General features: G+C 58.1%; 20 protein-coding genes, 1 pseudogene and 1 other annotated feature. Of the genes and pseudogenes, 9 read left to right on the top strand and 12 right to left on the bottom strand.

Annotated features, from left to right (window positions below):
* Both ACN0SW_RS17525 and pobA read right to left on the bottom strand, forming a co-directional pair.
* Window positions 1–77, bottom strand: a pseudogene (locus tag ACN0SW_RS17525) (4-carboxymuconolactone decarboxylase); the annotation flags it as partial.
* 22 nt (window positions 78–99) lie between these two features.
* Window positions 100–1,269 carry a 4-hydroxybenzoate 3-monooxygenase gene (gene pobA, locus ACN0SW_RS17520; protein ID WP_417729222.1) on the bottom strand — a complete coding sequence of 390 codons (1,170 nt, stop codon included), beginning with the start codon at window positions 1,267–1,269 and terminating at the stop codon, window positions 100–102.
* Between the two features lie 95 nt (window positions 1,270–1,364).
* Here pobA and pcaQ point away from each other — a divergent pair, with 95 nt between their 5' ends.
* A complete protein-coding gene (gene pcaQ, locus ACN0SW_RS17515) occupies window positions 1,365–2,282 on the top strand; it encodes a pca operon transcription factor PcaQ (protein ID WP_417729221.1) in 918 nt (305 codons plus the stop codon).
* Window positions 2,283–2,713: 431 nt separating this feature from the next.
* On the opposite strand, the gene ACN0SW_RS17510 is transcribed toward pcaQ, so the two are convergent.
* From ACN0SW_RS17510 to ACN0SW_RS17500, 3 genes are all read right to left on the bottom strand, one after another.
* Window positions 2,714–5,431: a hypothetical protein gene (locus ACN0SW_RS17510; protein WP_417729220.1), complete on the bottom strand. Its 2,718-nt coding sequence runs from the start codon at window positions 5,429–5,431 to the stop codon at window positions 2,714–2,716.
* 516 nt (window positions 5,432–5,947) lie between these two features.
* The gene (locus tag ACN0SW_RS17505; RefSeq protein ID WP_417729219.1) at window positions 5,948–6,532 is read right to left on the bottom strand and encodes an exopolysaccharide biosynthesis protein; all 585 of its coding nucleotides are present in this window, start codon (window positions 6,530–6,532) and stop codon (window positions 5,948–5,950) included.
* A 293-nt stretch (window positions 6,533–6,825) separates the two neighbouring features.
* Complete coding sequence (locus tag ACN0SW_RS17500; protein ID WP_417729218.1) at window positions 6,826–7,629, bottom strand: response regulator transcription factor; 804 nt, start codon at window positions 7,627–7,629, stop codon at window positions 6,826–6,828.
* A 97-nt stretch (window positions 7,630–7,726) separates the two neighbouring features.
* Here ACN0SW_RS17500 and ACN0SW_RS17495 point away from each other — a divergent pair, with 97 nt between their 5' ends.
* The 8 genes from ACN0SW_RS17495 to ACN0SW_RS17460 all read left to right on the top strand — a co-directional run bounded on the left by ACN0SW_RS17495 (window position 7,727) and on the right by ACN0SW_RS17460 (window position 17,743).
* Entirely contained in the window at window positions 7,727–8,911 is a 1,185-nt protein-coding gene (locus tag ACN0SW_RS17495; protein ID WP_417729217.1) for an ABC transporter ATP-binding protein, read from the top strand.
* 41 nt (window positions 8,912–8,952) lie between these two features.
* Window positions 8,953–10,107 (top strand): ABC transporter substrate-binding protein, encoded by a 1,155-nt coding sequence (locus tag ACN0SW_RS17490; RefSeq protein ID WP_417729216.1) that lies wholly within the window; start codon window positions 8,953–8,955, stop codon window positions 10,105–10,107.
* 22 nt (window positions 10,108–10,129) lie between these two features.
* Window positions 10,130–10,981: an ABC transporter permease gene (locus tag ACN0SW_RS17485; protein WP_417729215.1), complete on the top strand. Its 852-nt coding sequence runs from the start codon at window positions 10,130–10,132 to the stop codon at window positions 10,979–10,981.
* Between the two features lie 7 nt (window positions 10,982–10,988).
* Window positions 10,989–11,795, top strand: a complete 807-nt coding sequence (locus ACN0SW_RS17480; RefSeq protein ID WP_417729214.1) for an ABC transporter permease — start codon at window positions 10,989–10,991, stop codon at window positions 11,793–11,795.
* A 4-nt stretch (window positions 11,796–11,799) separates the two neighbouring features.
* Window positions 11,800–12,570 (top strand): SDR family NAD(P)-dependent oxidoreductase, encoded by a 771-nt coding sequence (locus tag ACN0SW_RS17475; RefSeq protein ID WP_417729213.1) that lies wholly within the window; start codon window positions 11,800–11,802, stop codon window positions 12,568–12,570.
* Window positions 12,571–12,659: 89 nt separating this feature from the next.
* Window positions 12,660–15,179 (top strand): cation:proton antiporter, encoded by a 2,520-nt coding sequence (locus tag ACN0SW_RS17470; RefSeq protein ID WP_417729212.1) that lies wholly within the window; start codon window positions 12,660–12,662, stop codon window positions 15,177–15,179.
* A gap of 85 nt (window positions 15,180–15,264) precedes the next feature.
* Window positions 15,265–15,323: a sequence feature (sul1 is cis-regulatory element that is thought to sense ions involved in sulfur or methionine metabolism; They are found in Alphaproteobacteria), on the top strand.
* A gap of 61 nt (window positions 15,324–15,384) precedes the next feature.
* On the top strand, window positions 15,385–16,875 hold the full coding sequence (locus ACN0SW_RS17465; protein ID WP_417729211.1) for a SulP family inorganic anion transporter: 1,491 nt from the start codon (window positions 15,385–15,387) through the stop codon (window positions 16,873–16,875).
* Between the two features lie 13 nt (window positions 16,876–16,888).
* Complete coding sequence (locus tag ACN0SW_RS17460; RefSeq protein WP_417729210.1) at window positions 16,889–17,743, top strand: universal stress protein; 855 nt, start codon at window positions 16,889–16,891, stop codon at window positions 17,741–17,743.
* Window positions 17,744–17,812: 69 nt separating this feature from the next.
* Here ACN0SW_RS17460 and ACN0SW_RS17455 read toward each other — a convergent pair whose 3' ends face one another.
* The 7 genes from ACN0SW_RS17455 to ACN0SW_RS17425 all read right to left on the bottom strand — a co-directional run bounded on the left by ACN0SW_RS17455 (window position 17,813) and on the right by ACN0SW_RS17425 (window position 24,122).
* On the bottom strand, window positions 17,813–18,418 hold the full coding sequence (locus ACN0SW_RS17455; protein WP_417729209.1) for a DUF1989 domain-containing protein: 606 nt from the start codon (window positions 18,416–18,418) through the stop codon (window positions 17,813–17,815).
* A gap of 208 nt (window positions 18,419–18,626) precedes the next feature.
* Window positions 18,627–19,226 (bottom strand): ANTAR domain-containing response regulator, encoded by a 600-nt coding sequence (locus ACN0SW_RS17450; protein ID WP_417729208.1) that lies wholly within the window; start codon window positions 19,224–19,226, stop codon window positions 18,627–18,629.
* Window positions 19,219–20,388, bottom strand: a complete 1,170-nt coding sequence (locus ACN0SW_RS17445) for a transporter substrate-binding domain-containing protein (protein WP_417729207.1) — start codon at window positions 20,386–20,388, stop codon at window positions 19,219–19,221. The genes ACN0SW_RS17450 and ACN0SW_RS17445 overlap by 8 nt, the downstream gene beginning before the upstream one ends.
* A 16-nt stretch (window positions 20,389–20,404) precedes the next feature.
* A complete protein-coding gene (locus ACN0SW_RS17440; RefSeq protein WP_417729206.1) occupies window positions 20,405–21,445 on the bottom strand; it encodes an AAA family ATPase in 1,041 nt (346 codons plus the stop codon).
* A gap of 155 nt (window positions 21,446–21,600) precedes the next feature.
* Entirely contained in the window at window positions 21,601–22,644 is a 1,044-nt protein-coding gene (locus tag ACN0SW_RS17435; protein WP_417729205.1) for an aliphatic amidase, read from the bottom strand.
* A 45-nt stretch (window positions 22,645–22,689) separates the two neighbouring features.
* Window positions 22,690–23,391 (bottom strand): urea ABC transporter ATP-binding subunit UrtE, encoded by a 702-nt coding sequence (gene urtE, locus ACN0SW_RS17430; RefSeq protein WP_417729204.1) that lies wholly within the window; start codon window positions 23,389–23,391, stop codon window positions 22,690–22,692.
* 2 nt (window positions 23,392–23,393) lie between these two features.
* Window positions 23,394–24,122: an ABC transporter ATP-binding protein gene (locus ACN0SW_RS17425; protein WP_417729203.1), complete on the bottom strand. Its 729-nt coding sequence runs from the start codon at window positions 24,120–24,122 to the stop codon at window positions 23,394–23,396.
* Window position 24,123 lies beyond the last annotated feature (1 nt).

Genomic DNA, 24,123 nt, shown 5'->3' with positions numbered 1-24,123 from the left:
GCCTCCGCCCGGTCAACATGCGCATCCCCCAAAACCCGGCGCCGAACCGCCATCCCAATGGTGTAGCGCTCGGTCATTGCGCTGTCCTTCGTTTGCTGATCAATACGGCAATCCTACATAATTCTCGGCCATGGCCTTTTGCGCCGCGGGATTGGTGCGCAGAAAGTCGATTTCGGCCTGTTGCATCTTGAGGTCGAACTCCGATTGGTCGGGGTAGCGGTGCAACAGCGACGAGAACCACCAGCTGAACCTTTCGGCTTTCCAGACCCGCGCAAGCGCCTTGTGTGAATAACTGTCGATACCGTCGCTGGTGTTGGCCTCATAATACTGGCGCAACCCCTCAAAGAGGTAATGAACATCCGAGGCCGCCGTGTTCAGCCCTTTGGCCCCCGTTGGCGGCACGATATGGGCCGCATCTCCACACAGGAAGAGCCGCCCCCAACGCATCGGCTCGGTCACAAAGGAGCGCAGTGGCGCGATGGATTTCTCGATCGACGGGCCAGTGATCAGGCGTTCGGCATAGTCCTGTGGGATACGGCGCTTGAGCTCTTCCCAGAACGCCGCATCGGTCCAATCCTCGGGTTTGTCCGACAGCGAACACTGGATGTAATACCGGCTGAGTTTGTCATTGCGCATCGAGCACAGCGCAAAGCCCCGCGCCGATGACGCATAGATCAACTCGTGAGACACTGGCGGCGTTTCCGACAGCACACCAAGCCAGCCGAACGGATAGAGTTTCTCATATTCGCGCCGTACGCTCAGCGGGATCGACTGGCGGCTGACGCCGTGAAACCCGTCGCATCCGGCGATGAAATCGGCATCGATGCGGTGATCGTCACCGCCCAGCGTATAGGTGACATGGGCGGCATCGGTATCGGCCCCGTGGATCACGACATCCTCAACCTCAAAGATGATCTTGCCGCCTGCCGCCTCGCGTGCGGCATAAAGATCACGGGTCACCTCGGTCTGGCCGTAGATAATCACCGAATTGTCGGTATGGGCGGAAAAATCAACCCGGAAGGTGTCATCACCATAGGCGATCAGCGTGCCGTCATGGCGATAGCCCTCGGCGTGCAGGCGATCCGCCACGCCCGCCTGTTCCATCAGCCGCACAAGCCCCTGTTCTAGAACGCCGGCGCGGATGCGACCCAGCACATAGTCCTTGGTCTTGCGCTCCAAAACGATGCTGTCGATGCCATGCACATCCAGAAGCTGTGACAGCAACAGCCCCGACGGGCCACCGCCAATGATGACAACCTGCGTTCGCATGTGATCCTCCCCGATCCTTGTCATCAGCATGCTATATCGTTACGGTTATGTAAAATGATCAATTGTCAGACTTAGTTATCGAAATAGGAAATCATGTGATCGACAGACGACTCAAGGTGCGCCATCTTCAAGCCTTTGTCGAAATTGCCCGGCAAGGAAGCCTGAAGCGTGCGGCAGAGCGCCTAAACCTCACCCAGCCCGCTATTTCCAAGACATTGAAAGAGCTGGAAGAGATCACCGGCGTCACCCTTCTGGAGCGCAATCGCGGCGGCATTGTGCTGACCATCGAGGGCGAAGTGTTCCTGCGCCATGCCACCAGCAGCCTGACGGCGATCCATCAGGGGATGACGAGCGTTTCGGCCCTGAGCAAGGGCGAGCAGGGTACAGTTGCCATCGGCGCATTGCCAAGCGTGGCGGCGCGGCTGTTGCCGCGAGCGGTTGAGCTTTTTGCGCGCCTCGCTCCGCATGCCACGCCACAGGTTGAGGATGGCCCACATGGGTTTTTGATCGATCGCCTGCGCGCCGGGCGGCTTGATCTTTTGATTGGTCGTTTGGGCAAACCTGATACGATGAAAGGCATCTCCTTTACCCAGCTTTACGTCGAGGATGTCGTGATCGTCTGCGCCCCCGGTCACCCGCTTGCCGGGGTCACGGCGCTGGCCGAGGTCGGGCGTTATCCGGTGATCTATCCGCCTCAGGATGCCGCGATCCGGCCCTTGGTTGACAGGATGATGATCGCGAATGGCGTGGATGATTTCCCGGATCGGGTTGAGTCGGTTTCGGCTACCTTCGGACGGGGTTTGGCACTTGGCGGGACTGCGCTCTGGATCATTTCCACCGGGGTTGTGGCCGATGATATCGCCGCCGGGCGGTTGAAGGCCCTGCCGATCAAGACAGAGCTTACGGCGGGGCCCATCGGAATCATGGCCCGCTCCGAAGATGATTTGACACCGCTTGCGCAGATGTTCCGTCAGGCGGCGATTCGTGCGGTGGGCGAGCTTGGATTATCCTGAAGCATCCCGCAAAATGACCGCCCCGGTTTTACCAGAGACCGTCATCTTGAGTAAGGAGGATGGGTGTGACGACAAGCAAAATGGCACATCGCTCTGCGCCGGAGGCCCGCGCGGGTGCGGTGCGGATGGTGTTCCAGCCGGGTGATGTGTCCCAGTTCGACTGGAGCTAGGACTGGGCCCATGTCAATGGCGAGCGTATCAAGTTGCAGGTGGCCCACAAAAAGCGGTCCCACCGTCCGACGCTCTCCATCTGTCGGTCTATTGCGTTGCAATGCGTTTCGGCGTCGAGGTCTATGGCCTTGTGAGGTTGCGCGCTGTTTTCGGCGACCGCAAGCAAAGCCAATTCGCGTTTGCGTGCGGTGCCGGGTCCATATTGTGCGCATCTCTTGTACGGTCATGCCGAACAACTCAGGCTGATGCCTGACTTGATCTCATGCTACGTCAAAGTAGATCTCTGTGTCGGTATTGGCTGTATTCCACCCCTCAATTGGGAACTCTTCGTCAAACAGGGTTGCCAGTCTCACATCATCCAGCAGCGAGAAGGTGTTGCCGTACAGGAAGCCGTCATTATTGCCGTCCACCGAGGGGATGATGCCATCGAACAGGCTCACACTCGGGCCATCGAAGAAGTCAGAGGTGATCCCGGCAGTGAACCGCAGCAGCCCTGCAAAGAGATCGAGATCGAGGCCGAGGTAGGTATCGTTGGAGAACAGCGCCTCCATATCCACGGCGATGTCCACGTCGATGAGCCCATCTGCGTTGCCAGAGACGTCAGGATCAAAATCGCCGGTGACCGGAGTATTGACCGTGATTTCATCCCCCAGCGAGAAGCCGTTGATGACCGAGCCGTCTTCCAGCGTTGCAATCAGCGGCAGATCCTCGACGCTGAGCGAGAAATCCTGAAGGGTCTCCAACGTCGTGGTCAAGGCAAGGGAAACAACGTCCCAAGCCCATTCAACCGACAGCAGGTTCAAACTGACCCCTGCAATGCTGGTAGAGAGCCCGAAGGAATCGCTGTTGCCAAACGCCGACGGAAAGCCAAAGAGAAGCTGTGACGCAAAAGCATCCAGATCGGCGGTCAGCACAGCGACATCATCGCTGCCGGATGAGCTGAGGGTGTTGCCGTCCGGAGCGTCCAAAGTTCCTGTGGTGTTGATCACTGGGAACGCGAGATCGAGATCGAAGAACGGATCGAGCGGACCCAGAGGCACCGAGAGTTCGAGGTCTTCGCCGCTTGCATCAAAGATGTTGAAACCGGGCAGGCCAAGTTCGCCTGTGAAATTCGGATCGTTTCCGGTGTCGAGGTCCCAGATGTCAAAGCGGGTGCTGCCAATGAGCAGATCGAGTGCGGTGTCGATGTCGAACACGAAATCCATGCCAAAGTTGACGTTGGGCGACATGGTCGAGAAGGTGGACCCACCGTCAAGCGAATAGGCGCTGCTGATCGAGAAGGTATCGCCATTTTCGACCTGACGCGGCGCGCTGAAGAACACGTCGACCGGAATGGAGGCGTCTACCTCGCCGGTCGTGAGTGAGAAATAGGGTTGCAGGCCGACTGTTGCTGCGAAGCTGCCCTCGGTCCGCACACTTGGTGTCGAGATCGACGACGGAAGATCGACGTCGGCGTCGCAGTCAGCCCCGAAGATGCTAGCAATCGAACAGCCGAGATCAGCGATGGCATTCACCACGGCCTCGATCCCGTCCAAGAGCCCCTCCAGAACGTCCCCCGAAAAGGAAAAGCTGGGGATGATCGTCGCGTTGAGGCTTTGTGTGCCAGTATTGAAGCCGAAGAATGGTAGGGCAGGCTGGAATTGCAGCGCGTCACCTGTGCCAAACATGGACTGGTTGTTGGTCTCGAACAACAGCTCATCGACAAAGTTCACGGGGGCGTCATCTGCGCCAATGACGGTCACCGTCACTGTGGCTGCGTCTGAGGTATCGCTCTCTTCGGGTGCAATCGGCGATGTGCCAACGCCAGAGTCGTCTATTGCGACATATTGGAACGTCACATCGCGCGACTCGCCCGCTTCGAGAAACTGAAACTCATCCGTCGGGTTGAAGGTAAAGGTGCCATCGCCGTTGTTGACCACCTCGCCATATTGGTTGCCGAAAGCGTCGGTCGGGGCAGAAATGATGGCAAAAGACAGAATGTCGCCGATATCAATGTCAGAGCCGACAAAGCTGCCGGTTACGCCATCGCCAGTCAACGGATGAAACTGGACGCTCTGCACCGTATCAAAGGCATCATCCTCGCCCACAGAGACCGCCACATCAAACGCATTTGGCTGATCGTTCTGCCCATCAATTGTAAGCACGACGTCAGCTGTCGCAAGATTGCCTGTGCTTGATACCGTCTCATAGGTAAAGGACCAAAACCGGACGTCATCATGCGCGAGCTTGTCCACATCCGCCCCGTCCGCGATGAATTGGGCAAACCCGTCGCTGCTCACCAACAAGGTGCCCAGCACCAGGCCACCAATCTCGACGGTGCGTTGAAACCCGTTGGGTACAACGTCAAGTGCGCCTTGCGTGTCCACAACGCTGATCACCGTCTTGCGCGTGCCATCGGCTTGTACGCCGTTGGTGTCATTGGCGAGCAGATCGACCGCGCCGCGAGAGTTTTCATCAACCTCCCAAGCGTCATTGCGGGCGACGCCGCTGGCATCCCCTGCGATCTTTGCGCTGTCTTCGCGGTTATCCTCGGTGCCTACGGATGTGTAGCGCAGGCCAAAATCCGCGAGATCAAAACTGTCGAGAGACAGAGGCTCATTGGCCGACAGGATAAAGCTGACGGATGAAACGTCATCCTTGCCTATGCCGGGCGTGCCAAATTCGATGCCGCCGTCAAATCGGCCTTGTATATTGAGGACGTTGCCGTTGACGTTCACATCATTTCGCACTTGCGCCACTGATTGCTCGTCAAATACGGTTTGGCCGATGATATCTTCGCTGCCCTCAATGCCGGTGACCGTTAGCCCTGTCGTTGAGGCGTCTAAATCGGCCATGTCAAAGAAAATGCCCCGCAGATCGCCAAGCAACCCCGAGCCCAGAACGTTGATGTCAAATCGAAGAGTTCCGTCTGGTAGTTCCGTGATCTTGATGAGCGTGTCGACGGGGCCATTGACCGTGAATGTAATTGATTTTGCCATGTCAGACATCCTTTGATTGAAAGAAAATGAGAACAAAAAAGGTGGGGTATGTCGCAGTATCGAATGCGGTAAAATTTACGTCACTCAGTGTAACATTATCTAAAATTGCCAAATTAGTCTATATATTTTTAATATAATTGCGCCGCGAATGGCTGCTGCGGAGGTTATACGAGGTGTGGTGGGCGTAGAAGGAAAAGGGGTCGGAGTTAACGGTCAGGAATGGCTGGATTTTTGTCGCGCGCTGGATCCCGATGAAACAGGTCGAAGAGGTTGCCTGATGGAACACGCCGGAAACCGGTCGTTGCGAATTGAGGACGACATTCACCTGATATTTCCTGAAATGGGGGGTGTGCCCGGAGCGCAGAGAAAAATCCAAAAATGACAGGATTTGGCCTGAACGTAGTTAAAGCCTTCGAACAGGTCCAAGAAGTAGCTGTCCCGAGAGACCGCACATATCTACAAGCAGAAAAACCGGACGAGGCGGGTATCGAGGAGGATCAGTGCGCATGCACCCTATCAGTGAATGAGCGCATCTGCCCCTGCCGCCAATGAGATGAGAATGGCCGCCGTCAGCAGAACCGACAGGGTGCCAAGCGCCAAGCCTGCGCACAGGACCAACCCGTCACGTTCGACGACGCCGACGCCGACTGTAAAGAGAGACACCGCCGGAAACCAGCCGCTCAGGGGAACTGGCAGGAAGAGTGCGAAGGCGATCACGAACAGCAAAACACCGAGCAGGCGTTCGTTCTGGCGCAGGAACAAGGATGCATAGCGCGGTTTCAAGATGCGTTCGAGCCTGCGCGTGACGGGCCTGAGGCGCAGAACCACCCGCCGCAGTTTTTCTTGATCGAGTCTGAGCTGCGCAAGTGGTGTCGGCAGTTTGACATGCGGATAGCCGAGGATCATCTGCCCTGTTGTCACCAGCAGTGGCAGGGCTGTCAAAAGCGTGGTTCCGGGCGGCAGCGGCAAGAGTGTCACCAGCGAAAACACCACAATGGCCCATCCAAACGAAGTCTCACCAAGGGCTGCCAGCAATGTCCCAAAGGTCAGGGTCCCGGCGCGATGCTGTTCGCGCGAATTGCGCAAGATCGGAAGCGACAAGGAGGGTCGTCTTCGCTTGCCTTGATGGCCTGTCATTTTGGTTCTTTCGATGTCTTTCGTGCGATATCAGATGTTGTGCGATAAACTTCAATCTTGAATGTTGCTCTGGGGGGATCTGATTGCGCTATTGCAACATTTCGGGCGCGGTGGATTCGGCGATGGAAAAGAGGGATGGCCGAACCAAGGTTTGGAACGAAGTGTGATTGATCTTGTGCGTTTTGTGCGAACTTAGATCTAAGTGGCGGAGGATAACTCTATTGATGAGGCTCGGTGTTGCCGTTGTCGCGAGGTAGTCAGGCAAGCTCGGACAGCGCCGCTATAAAGCTCGAAAACAGTTCTCCTTGCGAGCTTACGCGCAGTTTGGCGTAGATATTGCGCCGATGGATGCGGACTGTACCGGGGGATATGCCCAAGGCCCGGCCGGTGGCATCGGCGGAATGACCTTTGAGGACATATTCCACTACTTCCGCTTCTCGCGGGGTCAGGAGATTGCGGCCAAAGCTCTGAAAAGCGTCATCAATGAGTCGCGGCAAGCGGGGACCGTCGGCTTCGGGGCTGGCCGAAAATTGCGTGATCAGCTCTGTCCATTGTTTCCGGGCGATCGCCTCGACAAATGGAAAGGCGGCTTCAAGGTCGCGAAACTCTCGGGCCGAGAATACCTTATGTTCACGCATGGCCGAAATCACCACGCTGACCCCGTCGCCGATATCGACGATAAAGCCTATTTCTTCGGCAAGTCCGGTCTGGATGTAATAATTGCGAAAATATTCCGCCTGATAGAATCGGTCGGGGGCCAGATCGCGCAGACGGGCCAGACGTGGTGTCGTTGGTGTCACCGCGTTGAGGTAGAAAGGGTCCAGTAGATAGGGTCCTTCCTGATAGTCATCGACCATGATCTTGCGCTTGGCGGCAGGGAAATCATCATGCAAATCAAGCGGTTTGTGGTCGTGATAATAGGCAAAGACCACGGCGAACTCAAAGGGAACGATGCTGCGCAGCGCGGTGATGAGGGCGGGGGCAAAGCCGGGCGTGCCGAGCGCCGAGACCGCCCGCGCGCTGGTTTCGAACCAGTCTGACATCTGCATTTTTGCCGTCATCTATGCTCTTTATGATATATACAATCTTTTGCGGTTTTCTTAACATTTTGAGAATGTATGGCATAGGTGCTTTCTAGCGGCAATACGAGAGAATCGCATGCTGGATGCAAATGTCGAAACGGAGATCAGGATGGGCGTGAGCCGGAAACAGGCGGCAGAGAGCACGGCAGTCGACCCGAAAGGGGACGATTGTGTTGCCGAATTTGTCGGCGCTACCAAGCGATACGGGGCGGTGTTGGCGGCGGACCGGATCAACCTGCGCATCCGGCGTGGGGAATTTCTGTCGTTCCTTGGGCCCTCTGGCTGTGGCAAGACCACGGCGTTGCGGATGCTGGCGGGATTCGAAACACCTAGCGAGGGCATGGTGCGGATCGACGGGCAAGACGTGAGCCGTGTGCCTGCCTATGCGCGCCCGGTGAACATGGTGTTTCAGCATTACGCGCTCTTTCCGCATATGACCGTGGCGCAGAATATTGGGTATGGCTTGCGGCAGGTGCGCCCCAAGCTGGCGCAAGCCGAGATTGCCGCGCGGGTCGAGGCGGCACTGGCCAAGGTGCGGCTGGACGAGTTTGGCGCGCGGCGCACATGGGAATTGTCAGGCGGACAACAGCAGCGGGTGGCGCTGGCGCGGGCGGTCATCAACGAGCCCAAGCTCTTGTTGCTGGATGAGCCGATGGCGGCGCTGGATGCCAAGCTGCGTGGAGAAATGCAGCGTGAGTTACTGGATCTGCAACGCAGTCTCGGGATTACCTTTGTGCTGGTTACCCATGATCAGGAAGAGGCGCTGTCGATGTCGGATCGGATCTGCATCATGGGGGCAGGGCGGATCGCACAGGTGGGCACGCCGCAGGATCTCTATGATCGGCCACGCAATCGCTATGTGGCGGATTTCGTGGGCAAGGCGAATATCCTGAGCGGCGAAGTTCTGTCGCGGCAGGCGGGGCTGGCGCGGGTCGCATTGGCGGGGGGCGCACAGGTTCTGGTGCCGGATGCGCCGGAGGATACGCGCCGTCATGTCGAGATTGCGGTGCGGCCCGAGGCGCTGCGACTTGCCGCGCCGGGGGCTGCGTCCGGCGAGGATACGATGCTTCGTGCGCGGATCACGCACCGCACGTTTTTGGGCGATCATACTGAATACCTGATGCAGGCCGATGGCATTGGCCCGCTTCAGGTCAATGTTCCGCGACAAGCCGAAAGAGCCTTGGGCGGGCAGGGGGTGGGCGAAGAGGCTCACATCCTTTGGACGGCAGGCACAGGTCTGGTTCTGGCTGCCGAAGACTGACGGATAACGACTGCACCAAGTTCAACAAGGGAAACGATGCAATGACACATGATAACACGCCGATTTCGCGCCAGAAATTCATCAAAGAGCTGCGCCGCTACGAGAAGGGTTCGATCAGCCGGAGGCAGTTTCTAGGAACAACGGGTCTTGGTGCAGCGATGGCCGTGACGGGGGCCGCGCTGCCGGGTCTCTTGCCGGGGCGCGCCTTTGCGCAGGATTTGGGCGACCGGGTGGTTTTGGCGACTTGGCCCAATTATCACGACGCGACCAATTTCGATCGGTTTGCCGAAGAGACCGGCGTCTTCTCCCAAGTTAATGTGTTCGGCTCGAACGAGGAGATGCTGGCCAAGATCCAAGCGGGCGGCTCGGGCTGGGATGCGTTCGTGCCCACCAACTATGCGATTTCGACCTATGTCGAGGCAGGGTTGATTGAGCCGCTGGACCTCAGCAAACTGCCCAATTACGATCCTGCCGCCTTTGATGCGCGCTTTGCCGATGCGGGCACGATTGATGGCAAGGTCTATGCCGTGCCCAAGAACTGGGGCACCACTGGGATTGCGTCGAACACCGCCAAGACCGGTGGCGTGGTGGATAGCTGGAAAACCTTCTTTGACGGGGCCAAGGATCAGTTTGACGGGCGCGTCATGGTGCATGACTATCAGTTGACCACTATCGGCAATGCGCTTGCCTATTTCGGGTATAGCTTTAATTCGGTCGATCCGGCGGAATTGGCGGATGCCGAAAAGCTGCTGATCGAGGTCAAGCCGCACCTATTTGCGATTTCTTCGGATTATCAGCCTGCGATGCGCAATGGCGATGCCTGGGTCACGATGTGTTGGACTGGCGATGGTAAGCAGCTCAATACCGATCTGCCCGAGATTGCTTTTGCCTTGGGCAAGGAGGGTGGTGAAATCTGGTCGGATTACTATGCCATCCCGGTGGGCGCGCCGCACCGCGAGGCGGCCTATGCGCTGATCAACTATCTGCTTGCGCCCGAGGTCAACGCGCGTGAGGCGTTGGCGCATGGTTATCCGGTGGCGGATGCGCGCACCAATGCGCTCTTGCCCGAAGAGTTGCTGAATGATCCGATCCTCTACCCGGCGGCAGAGGCGCTCAATGCGCTGGAATTCGGCGCGGCGGTGACGCTGACCGATCCGAACCGTGCAGAGCTGATGGCCCGGTTCAAGTCGGCCTGAACGTGAGAAGGGGGCGATAGCTATGACAAGGGTGCAAGCGCGCGCGTTGCTGCTGATGCCGGCTGGCATTTGGTATGCGGTGTTGCTGCTGTTTCCGTTGGCTGTCGTCCTCGTCTTTTCGTTTGGCGAGAGGAACCCGATTGGCGGCTATGCGGCGGGGTTCACGTTTGAGCAATATGCCAACCTGCCCGCGCGGTTCGCTGCGTTTCGCAACACGCTGACACTGGCACCGCTGGGCACGTTGGCGGCGTTGGTCATTGCCTATCCGCTGGCCTATTATCTGGCGCTCAAGGTCTCGGCGCGTTGGAAGACGACGTTGCTTATTCTGGTGATCGTGCCGTTCTGGACCTCTATTCTGATCCGGTCCTATGCGTGGATTTACCTGCTAGGCGGCAACGGGATACCGGCACTGCTAGAGGCGGTGGGGCTGGGGGATATCCGCCTGATCAACACGCCCTTTGCGGTGCTGGTGGGGATTGTCTATGGCTATCTGCCGCTGATGGTCTTTCCAATCTATGTGGCACTGGAAAAGCTGGATCGCAGCCTGTTGGAAGCCGCTGCAGATCTGGGCACGCCGCCTTGGCGCAGTTTTCTGCAGATCACGTTGCCCCTGTCGATGCCGGGGGTTCTGACCGGGTCGATGCTGGTGTTCATCCTGCTCACTGGCGAATTTCTGATCCCGGCCATTCTGGGCGGCGGCAAGGTGTTCTTTGTCGGTAATGCGCTGGTCGACCTGTTCCTGCAATCGCGCAACTGGGCGTTCGGATCGGCGGTGGCCGTGGCGCTGATCGTGATCATGCTGATCGTCGTGGCGCTCTATAGTCGGGCGGTCCGGCGGTTCGGCGCGGGTCGCGACGATGTCGGATTGATGTGAGGGTGCCATGAGAGCCTATGCCATTGCCGTCTTTGCGTTTCTCTATCTTCCCATTGGAATCATTGCACTGTTTTCGTTCTCGGCGGGCCGGTCAGCCAGTTCGATGCAGGGCTTCTCAACCGAATGGTACGGTCGCGCGCTCAGCAATCCCTTTGTGATGGAGGCGCTCTGGACCTCACTCAAGGTGGCGTTTCTGTCGGCGGTTCTGGCGACATTGGCGGGCACTATGGCGGCGCTGGCGCTGACAGGGATGCGGGGACGGTTGCGTGCATTCTTTGACACGTTGGTACAGGTCGCGGTGATGATCCCCGGCATTGTCATTGGTATTGCGACGCTGATTGCGCTGGTCACGGTGTTCGATCTGGTCAATCCGTGGCTTGAGGCGATGAGTGGTCGCAAGCTGTCGCTGGGCATGGGATCGTTGATCGGGTTGCACGGCATGTTCACCATGTCGCTGGTGGTTCTGTTGGTGCGGGGGCGCCTTGAGAGTTTTGATCGTGCGCAGATCGAAGCCTCGGGGGATTTGGGAGCCGGTCCGGTGGCGACCTTTGTGCAAGTGACGCTGCCGCAGATCGCACCGGCCATTCTGGCGGGGTTTCTTCTGGCCTTCACCTTCAGCTTTGACGATTTCATCATGGCATTTTTCGTCGCGGGATCCGAGACCACCTTGCCGATCTATATTTTCTCGTCGATCCGCAGGGGGGTGACGCCCGAGATCAATGCGATTGGTACGATGGTGATGGTTGCGTCGCTGTCGTTGTTGATAATCGCGCAGGTGCTGTTGCGGCCCGGCGCGGCGCGGGCCGGGCGCTGACCGTATGCAGGAGGCAAGTATGCTCAAGAATCGTATCGCGCTGGTGACGGCGGCAGGGTCGGGGATTGGCCGAGCGGGGGCGATTGCCATGGCCCGTGAGGGTGCAGTGGTCGTTGTCACTGATCGTGATGGCGCATTGGCGCAGGAAACCTTGGCGCAGGTCGAGGCGGCCGGAGGACAGGGGGTCGCCCATACCCTCGACGTGGGGCAGGATGCGGACTGTCGCGCGATGGTCGAGGATGTGGTTGCGCGTTGGGGGCGGATCGACATCCTGCACAGTCATGCGGGCATACAGATCCCCGGACGGGTCGAGGATGTAACACCCGCGCAGATGGACGCGGCCTGGGCGCTGAACGTGCGGGCGCATTTCGTGCTGGCGCAGGCGGTCATTCCGCCGATGCGCGCTCAGGGTGGTGGGTCGGTGATTGTCACGGCATCCAATTCTGGCTGTCAGTACGATCGGGGTATGGTGTCCTATGCCACGACCAAGCATGCTGCCGTGGCGATGGTCAAACAGATGGCCGTAGACTATGCGCCCGAGAATATCCGGTTCAACGCGCTTTGCCCCGGCTTTGTGGATACACCTTTCAACGCCGGATTCGAGACACAGATGGGGGGACGTCAAGCCCTCGAGTCCTATGTTGCTGGCTCAATTCCCATGGGGCGTTGGGCGAGCGTCGAGGAAATTGCCCATGGTATCGTCTATCTGGCCTCGGATCGGTCAAGTTTTGTGACTGGTCTTGCGTTGGTGATCGACGGGGGCGAGATGCTTTAGAGGGCAGATGGGTGACGTCTGGCAGAATGTCGCCCCAAATCAATCAACCTCGGATTTCCAATCTCTGAAATTCCAGCTATTTCAGAGATATGGATATCGTTCTTATCACCACGATCATTTCCTCACTATTCTTGGTCATTGCCGCCGCTGATCCTTTGGCGGCGCGGCTTCGGCTGCCTTATACGGTGATCCTTGCCTGTCTGGGGATGTTGATCGGGGTCGGAGCGATCTTCTTCCTACGGACCGAGTTGACCGATGCGCTCAACCCCGTAGCAGAGGCGATTCTGGCGCTTCCGATCCGCTCGAATGTGTTTCTTTATGTGTTTCTGCCCACTTTGCTCTTTCAGGTGACGCTTGGGGTCAATCCGCGCCGGATGATGGATGATTGGGTGCCGATTCTGGTGCTTGCAGTGGTTGCAGTCGTGGTGGCGACCCTTGCGGTGGGCTATGCGCTCTCTTGGGCAAGCGCGCTGCCGCTGGTGGCCTGCCTGCTGATTGGCGCGATCGTCAGCACCACGGATCCGTCGGCGGTGGTGGGGATTTTTCGCTCGATTTCGGCGCCGCGACGGCTGGCGCGGATCATCGAAGGTGAAAGCCTGTTGAATGACGCCGCCGCCATCGCCCTCTTTGGTCTGTTCATGGGGTTTGTCATGCTGGGGGTGCCGGACCCCAGCTTTCAGGATGCATTGGCGCGCTTTCCAGTGCTGATTGCAGGCGGGGCTCTGGCCGGATGGCTGAGCGCGCGGATCGCGGTTTGGGTGATGTCGTTGATGGCGCGTTACGAGTTGGCGGTAATCTCGGTCTCGGTGGCGCTTCCTTATCTCGCCTATATCGGTGCGGAGCAGAGCATCGGCGCCTCTGGTGTGATCGCGGTGGTCGCAGCGGGGCTGACCCTCAATCTGACCGGGCCGGGACGACTGCCTCCGGCGATCTGGGGCAATTTGCGCGATGTTTGGGATCTATTGGCGCATTGGGCCGGGGCGCTGATCTTTATCCTTGCCGCGCTGCTCATCCCCCGGTTGCTTGAAGAGGTGCGGGCGGGAGACATCGTTCTGATCGTGGTGGTGATCGCGGCGGCAGTGGCGGCGCGGGCGGTGATCCTCTTTGGTCTCATGCCGGTTCTGAGCCTGCTGCGGCTCTCGCCTGTGGTCGAGCGGCCCTACCGGGTGGCGATACTCTGGGGGGGATTGCGAGGGGCTGTGACGCTGGCGCTGGCGTTGGCGGTCACAGAGAGCTTTGGGGTGCCGACCGAGGTCAAGCGGCTGGTGGGGATACTTGCGACCGGCTTTACGTTGTTCACGCTGTTGGCACAGGGCACGACGCTGCGGTGGGTGATTGGGCGGCTGGGGTTGGACAGGTTGTCGCCGCTGGATCAGGCGCTGAGCAATCAGGTGATTGCCGTCGCCTTGCAGACGGTGCGCGAGGATGTAGCGCGTACCGCCGAGAATTACGAATTGACGCGCGAAACGGTGCGCTCTGAGGCCAAGCGCTTTGCCGAGCGGCTGGACCGGGCGGTTGAAGCGGCTGAAGACGACGAGGCGATTCAGGATCGCGACCGCATCACATTGGGGTTGATCGCGCTGGCGGGGGCCGAGCGCGACACCATTCTGGCCCGGTTCCGGGAGCGTGCGATCTCTGGGCGGCTCTCGGATCAGATCCTGACAGAGGCCGATGGGCTGATCGAGGCCACTCGGTCGGGTGGACGCACCGGCTATCAGCGAGCGACCCGGCGCAGTTTGCGCTATGGTCGGGCATTTCGTGCGGCGGTGATCCTGAACAACCGGCTGCGGATTTCGCGGCCACTGGCACTGATGACGGCGGACCGGTTCGAGGTGCTGTTGTCGCAGCGTCTGATCCTGCGGGATTTGAGCGGGTTCATCGACGGGCGCATCCGCCGCATTCATGGCAAACGGGTGGCCGACCTCTTGCATGAGTTGCTGGCACGACGACAAGAGGCGGTGGAAACCGCGCTGGAAGGGCTGCGTCTGCAATATCCCGGCTATGCCGAGGAATTGGAGCGACGCTTTATCCGGCGGACTGCGCTGCGTCTGGAAGAGCGCGAATATGGCATGCTGCGTGAAGACGGGCTGATCGGTGCGGAATTGCATGTGGCCTTGATGCAGGACATCGCAGAGCGCCGCCTGCGCGAGGAGCAGCGCCCCAAGCTCGATGTGGCGGTGCAAAAAGCAGAGTTGGTGCGGCAATTCCCGCTGTTTGCCGATCTCGACGAACGCAGCCTGCGGCAACTGACACGGGCCCTGCGCACGCGCTATGTCAATGAGGGCGACGTGATCCTGCGTAAGGATTCGCCGGCGCGCAGCGTTTTTTTTATCGCCTCGGGGGCTGTAGAACTGGCCGTTGCCGGGCAAACATGGCGTTTGGGCCGGGGTGAGATGTTCGGACAGATGGCCATACTGATGCAAAAGCCGCGTCGCACGGCCGCCACAGCCATCTCCTCCTCTACGATTTTGGTGCTGGACGAGACCCGGTTTCGACGGTTGCTCAAACGCAGTGCGGGGCTGCAGGACGCGGTGCGGCAAAGCGCTATGGCGCGGGGGGTCAAGCATGACGCCTTTACGATCCCTGCACTGGTTGTGACCTCTGACTAGCCGAGGTGTTGTCAGGGGAATGCTGTGGTGCGACTGAAATGGCTTGGCATTTGGGGCAGGGAACGCTAGATGCCTCGTCAAATCGACAGGATCCTGGGTGCAAATCCCGGGTGGCTCTTCCGGCCGCTTATCCGCCGGATCATCTGAAGCTCTCAAGCGCGCAATCGGGCCGTGTTCAACTGGCCGGATCAGGGACGGATTTCACATGATTTCAATAGATGCCTATCGGGCACAATGGTTTGGCAACATCCGGGGCGATGTGCTCTCGGGTCTGGTGGTGGCGCTGGCGCTCATCCCCGAGGCGATTGCCTTTTCGATCATTGCGGGGGTGGACCCCAAGGTGGGGCTTTATGCCAGTTTCTCGATTGCGGTGATCACCGCGATCACCGGCGGGCGGCCCGGCATGATCTCGGCGGCGACGGCGGCGACGGCGGTGCTTATGGTGACGCTGGTGAAGGATTACGGGCTGGAATACCTGCTGGCGGCAACGGTGCTGGCAGGACTTGTCCAGATCGGGATGGGGCTGCTGCGGCTGGGGTTCGTGATGCGCTATGTCTCGAAATCGGTGATGACCGGGTTCGTCAACGCGCTGGCGGTCCTGATTTTCATGGCTCAACTGCCAGAGTTGGACCCGCGCAGCGTGCCGTGGATTACTTATGTTCTGGTCGCGGCGGGGTTGACGATCATCTATCTCTTTCCGCTTCTGACCAAGGCGGTGCCGTCGCCGCTGGTGACGATCATCGTGCTGACGGCACTCACGCTTGCGCTTGGCCTTGATGTACGCACAGTGGGCGATATGGGCGATCTGCCCGACACGCTGCCAGTGTTCCTGATCCCCGACATTCCGCTGACGTTCGAGACGCTGAAGATCATCCTGCCCTATTCGGTGGCGGTGGCGGTCGTGGGCCTGCTGGAAAGCCTGATGACCCAGAACATCGTCGATGACCTGACCGATACGAAATCGAACCGGTCCCAAGAGATGGTCGGGCAGGGCATCGCCAATACCGCCACCGGATTCATCGGTGGCATGGCGGGTTGCGCGATGATCGGGCAGTCGATCATCAACGTCAAATCCGGCGGGCGCGGGCGGCTGTCGTCCTTTGTTGCGGGGCTGTTCCTGCTGATCCTCGTGGTGGGGTTGGGGGACGTGGTCAGTCTTATTCCGATGGCGGCCTTGGTGGCGATCATGATCATGGTCTCGGTCGGTACCTTCTCTTGGTCATCCATTCGAAATCTGCGCGAACATCCACGATCGTCCTCTATCGTGATGATCGCAACTGTGGTGGTTGTGATCTACACCCATAACCTTGCCATTGGGGTGCTGGTGGGGGTGCTCTTGTCGGGCATCTTCTTTGCGGGAAAAATCGCCCAGCTCTTTCGTGTCACCTCTGAGATTTCTAAGGACGGGCGCGCGCGCACTTACCGGGTTGAGGGGCAGCTCTTTTACGGCTCGGTCGAGGATTTCATGAATGCCTTTGATTTCAAAGAGGCGCTGGATACGGTCGTGATCGACGTGAGCGCTGCGCATATATGGGATATCTCTTCGGTTCAGGCGCTTGACATGGCAGTTCTGAAGTTCCGCCGGGACGGGGCCGAAGTGGAGATCCGGGGCATGAATGCGGCGTCGGAGACGATCGTCGACAAGCTGGCGCTGCATGACAAACCGGGGGCCATCGACACCCTGATGTCGCATTGAAAAGGAGACGGACATGACGGACAAGATCATCGCATTGGTGGATGGGTCGATCTATTCGGCCTCGGTCTGTGAGCATGCGGCGTGGATTGCGCAGCGCACCGGAGCGCCGGTCGAGTTATTACATGTCTTGGGGCGACGCGAGGGAACGGAGAAATCCGATTTGTCCGGCTCGATCCGGCTCGGCGCGCGCACGGCCTTGTTGGAGGAGTTGGTGGCGATAGATGAGCAACGCGCCAAGCTGGTGGCGCATCGGGGTCGTGCCATTCTGGAGGATGCCCGCGCGATCCTTGATCGGGCGGGGGTGAGCGAGGTCACCACGCGGCTGCGCCATGGTGACATCGTCGAGACCGTGGCTGAGGTCGAGCAGGAGGCGCGCGTGATCCTGATTGGCAAGCGTGGCGAGGCGGCGGATTTCGCCAAGGGGCATTTGGGATCGAACCTAGAGCGGATCGTGCGCGCCAGCCACAAGCCTGTGTTCGTGGCTGCCCGCGCGTTTCGGCCGATTGAAAAGGTGCTGGTGGCGTATGACGGCGGCACGTCGGCAATGAAGGCGGTGGATCACATTGCCCGCAGTCCGCTCTTTGCCGGGCTCAAGGTGCATGTGGTGACAGTGGGTACTGCCACGCCAGAGGTCATGAAAGGGCTCGAAGATGCCCGCGCTTTACTGGTTGCGGCCGGGATCGAGGTGGAAACCGGAGTGGTTGGCGGGCAACCGGAGAGCGCACTTGGCAAACTGGTGGATGAGGCGGTCTTTGACATGGTGGTTATGGGCGCCTATGGCCACAGCCGTATTCGGAGTCTCATCATCGGATCGACCACGACTGAAATGGTGCGGTCGTGCAAGGTGCCCGTGGTGCTGATGCGCTGAGGCCTGTGGCAGTTTGGAAGTGGAAGTTTGGAATCTGAGCCGGTGCATGCCCCAATCGCCGCAAGTCTCTTACCGCCCGAGAACCTCGAAATGCGCCTCGGTTGGCACGCAGGCCGCACCGTTGATCGGCAGAATGTCCTGCGGGCAGGCCGACATCGCCACGACACAATCCATCACCGCGCGCAGAATGACGTAATCACCGGGTTTGCTGAGCGGCTCGCCCCAGGCGGTGCACCCTTCGGCGTCGATCGGAATATTCATCCAGAGGTTCAGCGGGCTGGGGCATTCGGGGGTGGCTAGGCCCAGTTGACGCAGGCTTGCGCGCAGATTGTCAGTGCAGTTGTCGTGATATTCTGTGCAGCCCAAAAGCCCATAACGATAGGTGTCGCAGGCCGCGATCAACGTGTCATGGCGACCCGGAGACGTATCTTCCTCAAACATCAGGATCGGGCGACGGCGGTTGGTCACAAGCGTATCACCGGCCTTGGGGAAAATGCGGCCCAGCGTCGGGCGGAGATGTTCCATCGACATGAACTCGGTCATGTCATTGGCGCTGAAGGCCCATGTGTCCACGACCTGTGCGCCATGGGTGTTGATGATGCGTATGGCCTCACCGGCGTTGAGGCGTGTGGCTTTGCCGCGACGGGCAGGGATCATATGAAGCGTGGGGGTCATGGGCGCATCTTTCTGTCTCGATGCGGCGCAGGCTAGCAGGTTGGGGCTCGGTGCCAAGACCCCTTTGCCCAAGCTCGTGCAAGGGCGCCGGAGGGCGTGCCGCGTCTGGTCTGTTCAAGGTCTGCCTGCGCGCCATAATCTTTGCGCAAGCCACATTAACTATTGTCGAAGAGGTTCTGCCATTTTTGGCATATGGGACGCCCAAACCTCAGGTATCACCCATATTACTCAGGATGCTTTCGGCATTTATGATCGATTGAGCTATCTCGGTCGTCGTCGTGCGCTTGGCCATGGCCTGCTTGCGGATCAGGTCATAGGCCTCGCGCTCTGTAATGCCGCGATGGCGCATAAGTATGAATTTGGCATCGTTCACTTTCTGAACATTTTCCAGCTTTTCGCGCAGCTTGGTCAGATCTTTTTCAAACCGCACTTGTTCAGACTGAAATCGGCGTGCCATCAGCATACTGCTCAACACACCAGCCGCGCGCACCGGCTTCATCAATACCGAATGCGCGCCAATCTCAAGGATCACATCCAGGGTTGACGGGTTCTCGTATCCGACTATCGCGATGATAGTTGCCGGGTGTTCGCGTTTGTCAAGAAACCCCTTCAACTCTGCGGCCGATTGGTCCGTGACATCGATAAAGACCATGTCGAACTTGTCAGGCAGCGACTTGGGTACAGGCCACATATGTTCAAAGTTGCAGCCAATCCTATTGACCTGCTGCAGCAACTCATCCGCGCTTCGGTCCCGCGGATGCACCAAGAGCACATTCTGATCCCGCAGGTTCTGGATCAGGTCATTCATGATGCCCGCCGGTTGCCGACACCTTATGAGTGCGAAAACTCCAGTCATGGATCGCAGGATAGACAAGATAAGGGTCGGGTTTGATCGCTCGGCGCACTTTAAGATCGATCACGAATTCCCCTTGTGCATCTACCATGGCTATGCGCGATTGCAGATAAGTATGGTTGTTGTCAGGATCGATCTTGATCTGACCTTGCGGTGCATCGAACGCCTCGCCCAGCAACGCCTCTCGCAGGCATTCGGTATCCATTTCTCCGGTCTCCTCCAGGGCTGCCGCGAAGAGGTGCACCTGACTATAGGCAGCCTCGCAGCAACTGGTGACATCAATAGTCGAACCGAATTTCTGTTCATAGGCCTTGAGAAAGCGACGGTTTGCCACGGAGTTAATGGAGCGAAAATAGGGTGCCGCTGTGATATGTCCTACCGATGCTTCTGGGCCAATTGCGCTGATTTCTCCTTCGTTGGTCGTCAGGCTCGCTATCGGGCAAACCCGACCATCACCGCCCGCCGCGTGATACGCGCGGTAAAACTCAATGCAGGACTGGCCAACTATGGTTGAAAAGATGGCATCCGGGCGCACTTCCTTGATTTCCTCAAGCACTTTACTGAACCCATCGGCGCGGGTCTCAAGGTCGAAATACCGTTCACCGACGACTTCTCCGCCACCTTGCCGCAAGACGTTTCGCATCACGCGATTGGATTCATATGGATAGATGTAATTCGAGCCAACAAAGAAAATCCGCTTGCCATAAGCGCTCATCAGATAATTTGCCAGAGGCACGCTGTTCTGATTGGGGCAGGCCCCACCATAGATTACATTGGGTGAGTATTCGAACCCTTCATAGAGAGTGGGATAAAAGAACAGCGCATTGCGCCGCTCGACCACTGGCAATACTTCCTTTCGCGAGGAAGACATGTAACAGCCAAAGATCACGCTTACCTTATCCTCGACAATCAGACGTTCAGCCAATTCCCCGTAGCGCTGCACAATTGATCCCGGATCGTAACTCACAGCCTCAAGAAGACGTCCACGCACGCCGCCGCGTGCGTTGATCTGATCCATTGCCAGCAGCGCCCCGTTGAATTGTGACTGTTCTATGATCGAGGTGACGCCCGATGTCGAAAAGAGCAGACCGATTTTCCAGCTGTCATTACTTGTCACGAAATGTTGCCTTCATTCAGGAGTATTGAAACCGAACATGACCATCCGTTTGGTCAGCGATAATGTAGGTGACGTTCTGGTCTGTCGTTGGTGCGGTCGGGGCCGGCCCGTCAAGCAAAAACCCCGCCAAAGGGAATTCCAGATGTCGCCGTATCGCCCGCCGCAAACCTCGCGCTCCAAACCGCTTATCATAGCCTTCAACGGAAAGAAATTCCCTTAGGGTTGTGCCAAGGCTCAGCGAGAGATCATGTTTCCTTAGGCGACGGTTGAGTCTCGTGAGTTCGACATCTACCAGTTCTGGCATCTTGTCGCGCGAAATCCAATTGAACGTGTCAACATGATCAATCCGGTTCACTAGCTCAGGAGGGAAGCGGTCAAGCAGACAGGTCATCACGATGTCTTGGGCGCGCTCCCGGCGGGATTTGCTGGCCCCCTTGAACCGCTGCCAAAGATTGCCTTGGTCATTATCCAGTTCCATCAACTCCCGTGCACCTAGGTTTGACGACATAAAAACCAGCGCGTTTCGGAAGGAGTAGGTCCGCTCGCCAGAGGCGACGGTCAGAAGACCGTTGTCAAATACGTTCATTAACGCCAGCACCACCTCGTTGCTTGCCTTTTCAAGTTCGTCAAAAAGAACCAATCCCGGCAGGTTGCGCGTGCCTTCGATCTTTTCCTGATCGAGAATAGTCGTGCCCTCCTTAGAGCCTACGTAACCCGGTGGTGCGCCCGTCAACGCGGCGGCGTAATGCTCCTGCGACAGAGTGTTCATGTCGATCCGGCAAAACGCATCAGCATCGCCGTAAAGCGCACGCGCGAGCGTCCGCACGGTCTCGGTTTTGCCAACGCCAGTTGGGCCGCAAAAAAGGATCGTTGCCAGCGGCTTTCGGGGGTCTCCGATGTCAGCGCGCACCACCTTGAGGATTTGAAGGAGCTGATCAAGGCTCTCGTCCTGACCGATGATGGCGGCTCGCAGTTCCGCCTCGATCCCTTTTAGGTCAAAGGTGAAGCGGGTCTTTAATCCGTTTGCAGTCTGCTTGGACTGGTGAGGCGCAGTCATTGGTGCATTCTCATCAGCTAATGCCAAAGCGAGTTTTTGCTGGCGTGCTGTGTCGTGCAGACGATCTGTCAGAAACGGCATGGCAATTCCATCATTCTAGTAAAGGTTCGGAACGGTGCAGTCTTGCACCGTTCCCAAGTCAGGCCAGCATATGGTCAACCTGCCTCTTTCTCTTTGGCCCCTGTCGGCAGCCCACCCACCGGGCAACATGCAACGCCCACAGTTGTCCGAGTAAAGGACTCGACCTGTTCCCGGGTTTTTTCGGCATCATTGACCCAGTTGCGATAGAATTCGAACGGACATTCCGCGACCCCCTTATCGCCATCGCCCGACGCATGAATACCGGTGTAGCCACGGTGCAAGAGCTTGAAGAGATGGTTTTGCGACTGGTCATTTGCACGCGCGTCCCGGATCTCGGGGATCGAAAGCTGTGCATACTGGATGCCCATTTCCTCTTCGCCACATTCGCCCAAGGTGCGCCCATCAAATCCGATGATCGCCGAATGGCCAAAGTAGCAATAGACCCCATCAAACCCGGCAGCATTAGCCACCGCGACATATGTGTTGTTAGCCCAAGCCATGGCCTTGGCCATGATGACCTGCTGATCCTTGGCGGGATACATGTAGCCCTGACAGCGCACGACCAGTTCGGCACCCTTCATCGCGCAATCCCGCCAAATTTCTGGGTAATTGCCATCGTCACAGATGATCAGGCTGACCTTGAGTCCCTTTGGCCCGTCGCAGACATAGGTCTTGTCGCCCGGATACCAGCCCTCAATCGGGTTCCACGGCAGAACCTTGCGGTATTTTTGTACGATCTCGCCTTTGTTGTTCATCAGAATGAGCGTGTTGTAAGGCGTCTTTTTGGGATGTTCTTCATGGCGTTCGCCCGTAATTGAAAACACGCCCCATGTGTTGGCTTTGCGGCAAGCTGCAGCAAAAATTTCGGTTTCTTCGCCGGGGATGGTGGCCGCAGTCTCCATCATCTCGTCGTTGTCATACATGATGCCTTGGGTGCTGTATTCGGGGAAAATCACCAGATCCATCCCAGGCAGACCCTGTTTCATGCCGACGATCATGTCCGCAATCTTTTGAGCGTTTTCCAAAACCTCGGCTTTGGTGTGCAGCCGAGGCATCTTATAGTTGACGACCGCGACGCCGACTGTGGTATCGCTGCTGGAGATGTCACCATGTCTCATGTCTTGTCCTTTCGTTGATATGCTTTGTTGGTGATTTCCTGCCCCTTAAAAGGTCAGGTGCTTCTCCACGACAGAGTCGGAGAGATCCTTGCTGTGCCCGCGCAGAACCACGCGGCCCTTGTCGAGCACCAGAAACCGGTCAGAGGCGCGGCGAGCAAAGGGGACATTTTGTTCCACCAGAATGATGCCAAGCCCGCGTTCCTTGTTGAGCCTGATGATGGCGTCCTCGATTTGCTTTACGATGTTGGGCTGGATGCCCTCAGTCGGTTCGTCGAGGATCAGAACCTTTGGATCCATCGCCAGCGCCCGCGCGATGGCGAGTTGCTGTTGCTGCCCGCCTGAGAGATCGCCCCCCTTGCGTGTTATGAATTCCTTAAGGATCGGGAACATCTCAAAGAGATACGCAGGGATTTCACGTTTGCCGTCGGCACGCGCGAAGGTGCCCATCAGGATATTTTCGCGAACGGTGAAGTTCGGGATGATCTCGCGTCCTTGCGGAATATAAGCGATGCCTAGTTTCGCCCGTTGAGATGTGCTTAGGTCTAAGACATTGGTCTCGCCAAAGACGAGCCCGCCTTCGCACCGGTCCGTGAGCCCCATGACCGATTTAAGCAGGGTTGTCTTGCCCACACCGTTTCTGCCCAAAATGGCCAGAAACTCGCCGGGTTCGAGATCAAAGGACACGCCCTGAATGACGGGGCTTTTGCCGTAGAAGGAATAGAGGTCCTTTGCGCGCATGCTTTCCATGATCAATGCCCCAAATATGCTGTCTTGACGTCTTCATTGGTCTCAATCTCTTCGATCGTGCCCTCGGCCAACATCGCGCCACGGTTCATCACCACGATCCGGTCAGCGACCTTGCGCACAAAGGACATGTCATGCTCGACCACGATAAGAGTGTGGCTGGCACTGAGTGCGCGAAAGATTTCGGCGGTGCGTGCCGTCTCTTGGATGGTCATTCCGGCAGTCGGCTCGTCCATCAAGATCAGGCGACTGTCCTGAGCTATAAGCATGGCAATCTCGAGCCATTGCGTTTCGCCATGCGAGAGATTTCCGGCCAGATCGTCGGCCTTTGTTACAAGGCCTACGCGCTCAAGAATCGGCCCTGCTGCATGCCCGTCCGTCAATGCAAAGTGAGTGAGTGCGTGCCAGATGCCCGGTCTACGTGACCGTGCAATCGACAAGTTCTCGGCAACGGTCAGTTCCTTGTAGACAGATGGAACCTGAAACTTTCGGCCGATGCCCAACCGGGCGCGCCTGAACTCGAGCAATTGCGATATCTCGGTCCCTTCAAAGCGGATAGAGCCACCTGTAGGTTGGGTCTTGCCGCAGATCAGGTCGAGTGTGGTCGACTTGCCAGCGCCGTTTGGCCCCAGAAGGCAGAGGATTTCACCCTTTGCCACCTCGAAACTGAGCCCATCCACGGCGCGCAGCCCCCCAAAATCCACATGTAGATCGGTTACCTGTAGCTGGTTCATG

It is taken from the genome of Roseovarius sp. (assembly GCF_048262375.1).
GTDB lineage: Bacteria > Pseudomonadota > Alphaproteobacteria > Rhodobacterales > Rhodobacteraceae > Roseovarius.
Note: the sequence above shows the minus strand (reverse complement) of the source record. Positions and strands in the feature narration are given on the sequence as shown.

Bases quoted from the DNA above. Each gene is read 5' to 3' on its own strand.
- ACN0SW_RS17440 (WP_417729206.1), bottom strand. From the start codon at position 21,445: ATGACTGCGCCTCACCAGTCCAAGCAGACTGCAAACGGATTAAAGACC.
- ACN0SW_RS17425 (WP_417729203.1), bottom strand. From the start codon at position 24,122: ATGAACCAGCTACAGGTAACCGATCTACATGTGGATTTTGGGGGGCTG.
- ACN0SW_RS17465 (WP_417729211.1), top strand. From the start codon at position 15,385: ATGATTTCAATAGATGCCTATCGGGCACAATGGTTTGGCAACATCCGG.
- ACN0SW_RS17460 (WP_417729210.1), top strand. From the start codon at position 16,889: ATGACGGACAAGATCATCGCATTGGTGGATGGGTCGATCTATTCGGCC.
- ACN0SW_RS17510 (WP_417729220.1), bottom strand. From the start codon at position 5,431: ATGGCAAAATCAATTACATTCACGGTCAATGGCCCCGTCGACACGCTC.
- ACN0SW_RS17495 (WP_417729217.1), top strand. From the start codon at position 7,727: ATGCTGGATGCAAATGTCGAAACGGAGATCAGGATGGGCGTGAGCCGG.
- ACN0SW_RS17485 (WP_417729215.1), top strand. From the start codon at position 10,130: ATGACAAGGGTGCAAGCGCGCGCGTTGCTGCTGATGCCGGCTGGCATT.
- ACN0SW_RS17435 (WP_417729205.1), bottom strand. From the start codon at position 22,644: ATGAGACATGGTGACATCTCCAGCAGCGATACCACAGTCGGCGTCGCG.
- ACN0SW_RS17500 (WP_417729218.1), bottom strand. From the start codon at position 7,629: ATGACGGCAAAAATGCAGATGTCAGACTGGTTCGAAACCAGCGCGCGG.
- pobA (WP_417729222.1), bottom strand. From the start codon at position 1,269: ATGCGAACGCAGGTTGTCATCATTGGCGGTGGCCCGTCGGGGCTGTTG.
- ACN0SW_RS17450 (WP_417729208.1), bottom strand. From the start codon at position 19,226: ATGAATGACCTGATCCAGAACCTGCGGGATCAGAATGTGCTCTTGGTG.
- ACN0SW_RS17490 (WP_417729216.1), top strand. From the start codon at position 8,953: ATGACACATGATAACACGCCGATTTCGCGCCAGAAATTCATCAAAGAG.
- ACN0SW_RS17480 (WP_417729214.1), top strand. From the start codon at position 10,989: ATGAGAGCCTATGCCATTGCCGTCTTTGCGTTTCTCTATCTTCCCATT.
- ACN0SW_RS17455 (WP_417729209.1), bottom strand. From the start codon at position 18,418: ATGACCCCCACGCTTCATATGATCCCTGCCCGTCGCGGCAAAGCCACA.
- ACN0SW_RS17475 (WP_417729213.1), top strand. From the start codon at position 11,800: ATGCAGGAGGCAAGTATGCTCAAGAATCGTATCGCGCTGGTGACGGCG.
- ACN0SW_RS17470 (WP_417729212.1), top strand. From the start codon at position 12,660: ATGGATATCGTTCTTATCACCACGATCATTTCCTCACTATTCTTGGTC.
- urtE (WP_417729204.1), bottom strand. From the start codon at position 23,391: ATGGAAAGCATGCGCGCAAAGGACCTCTATTCCTTCTACGGCAAAAGC.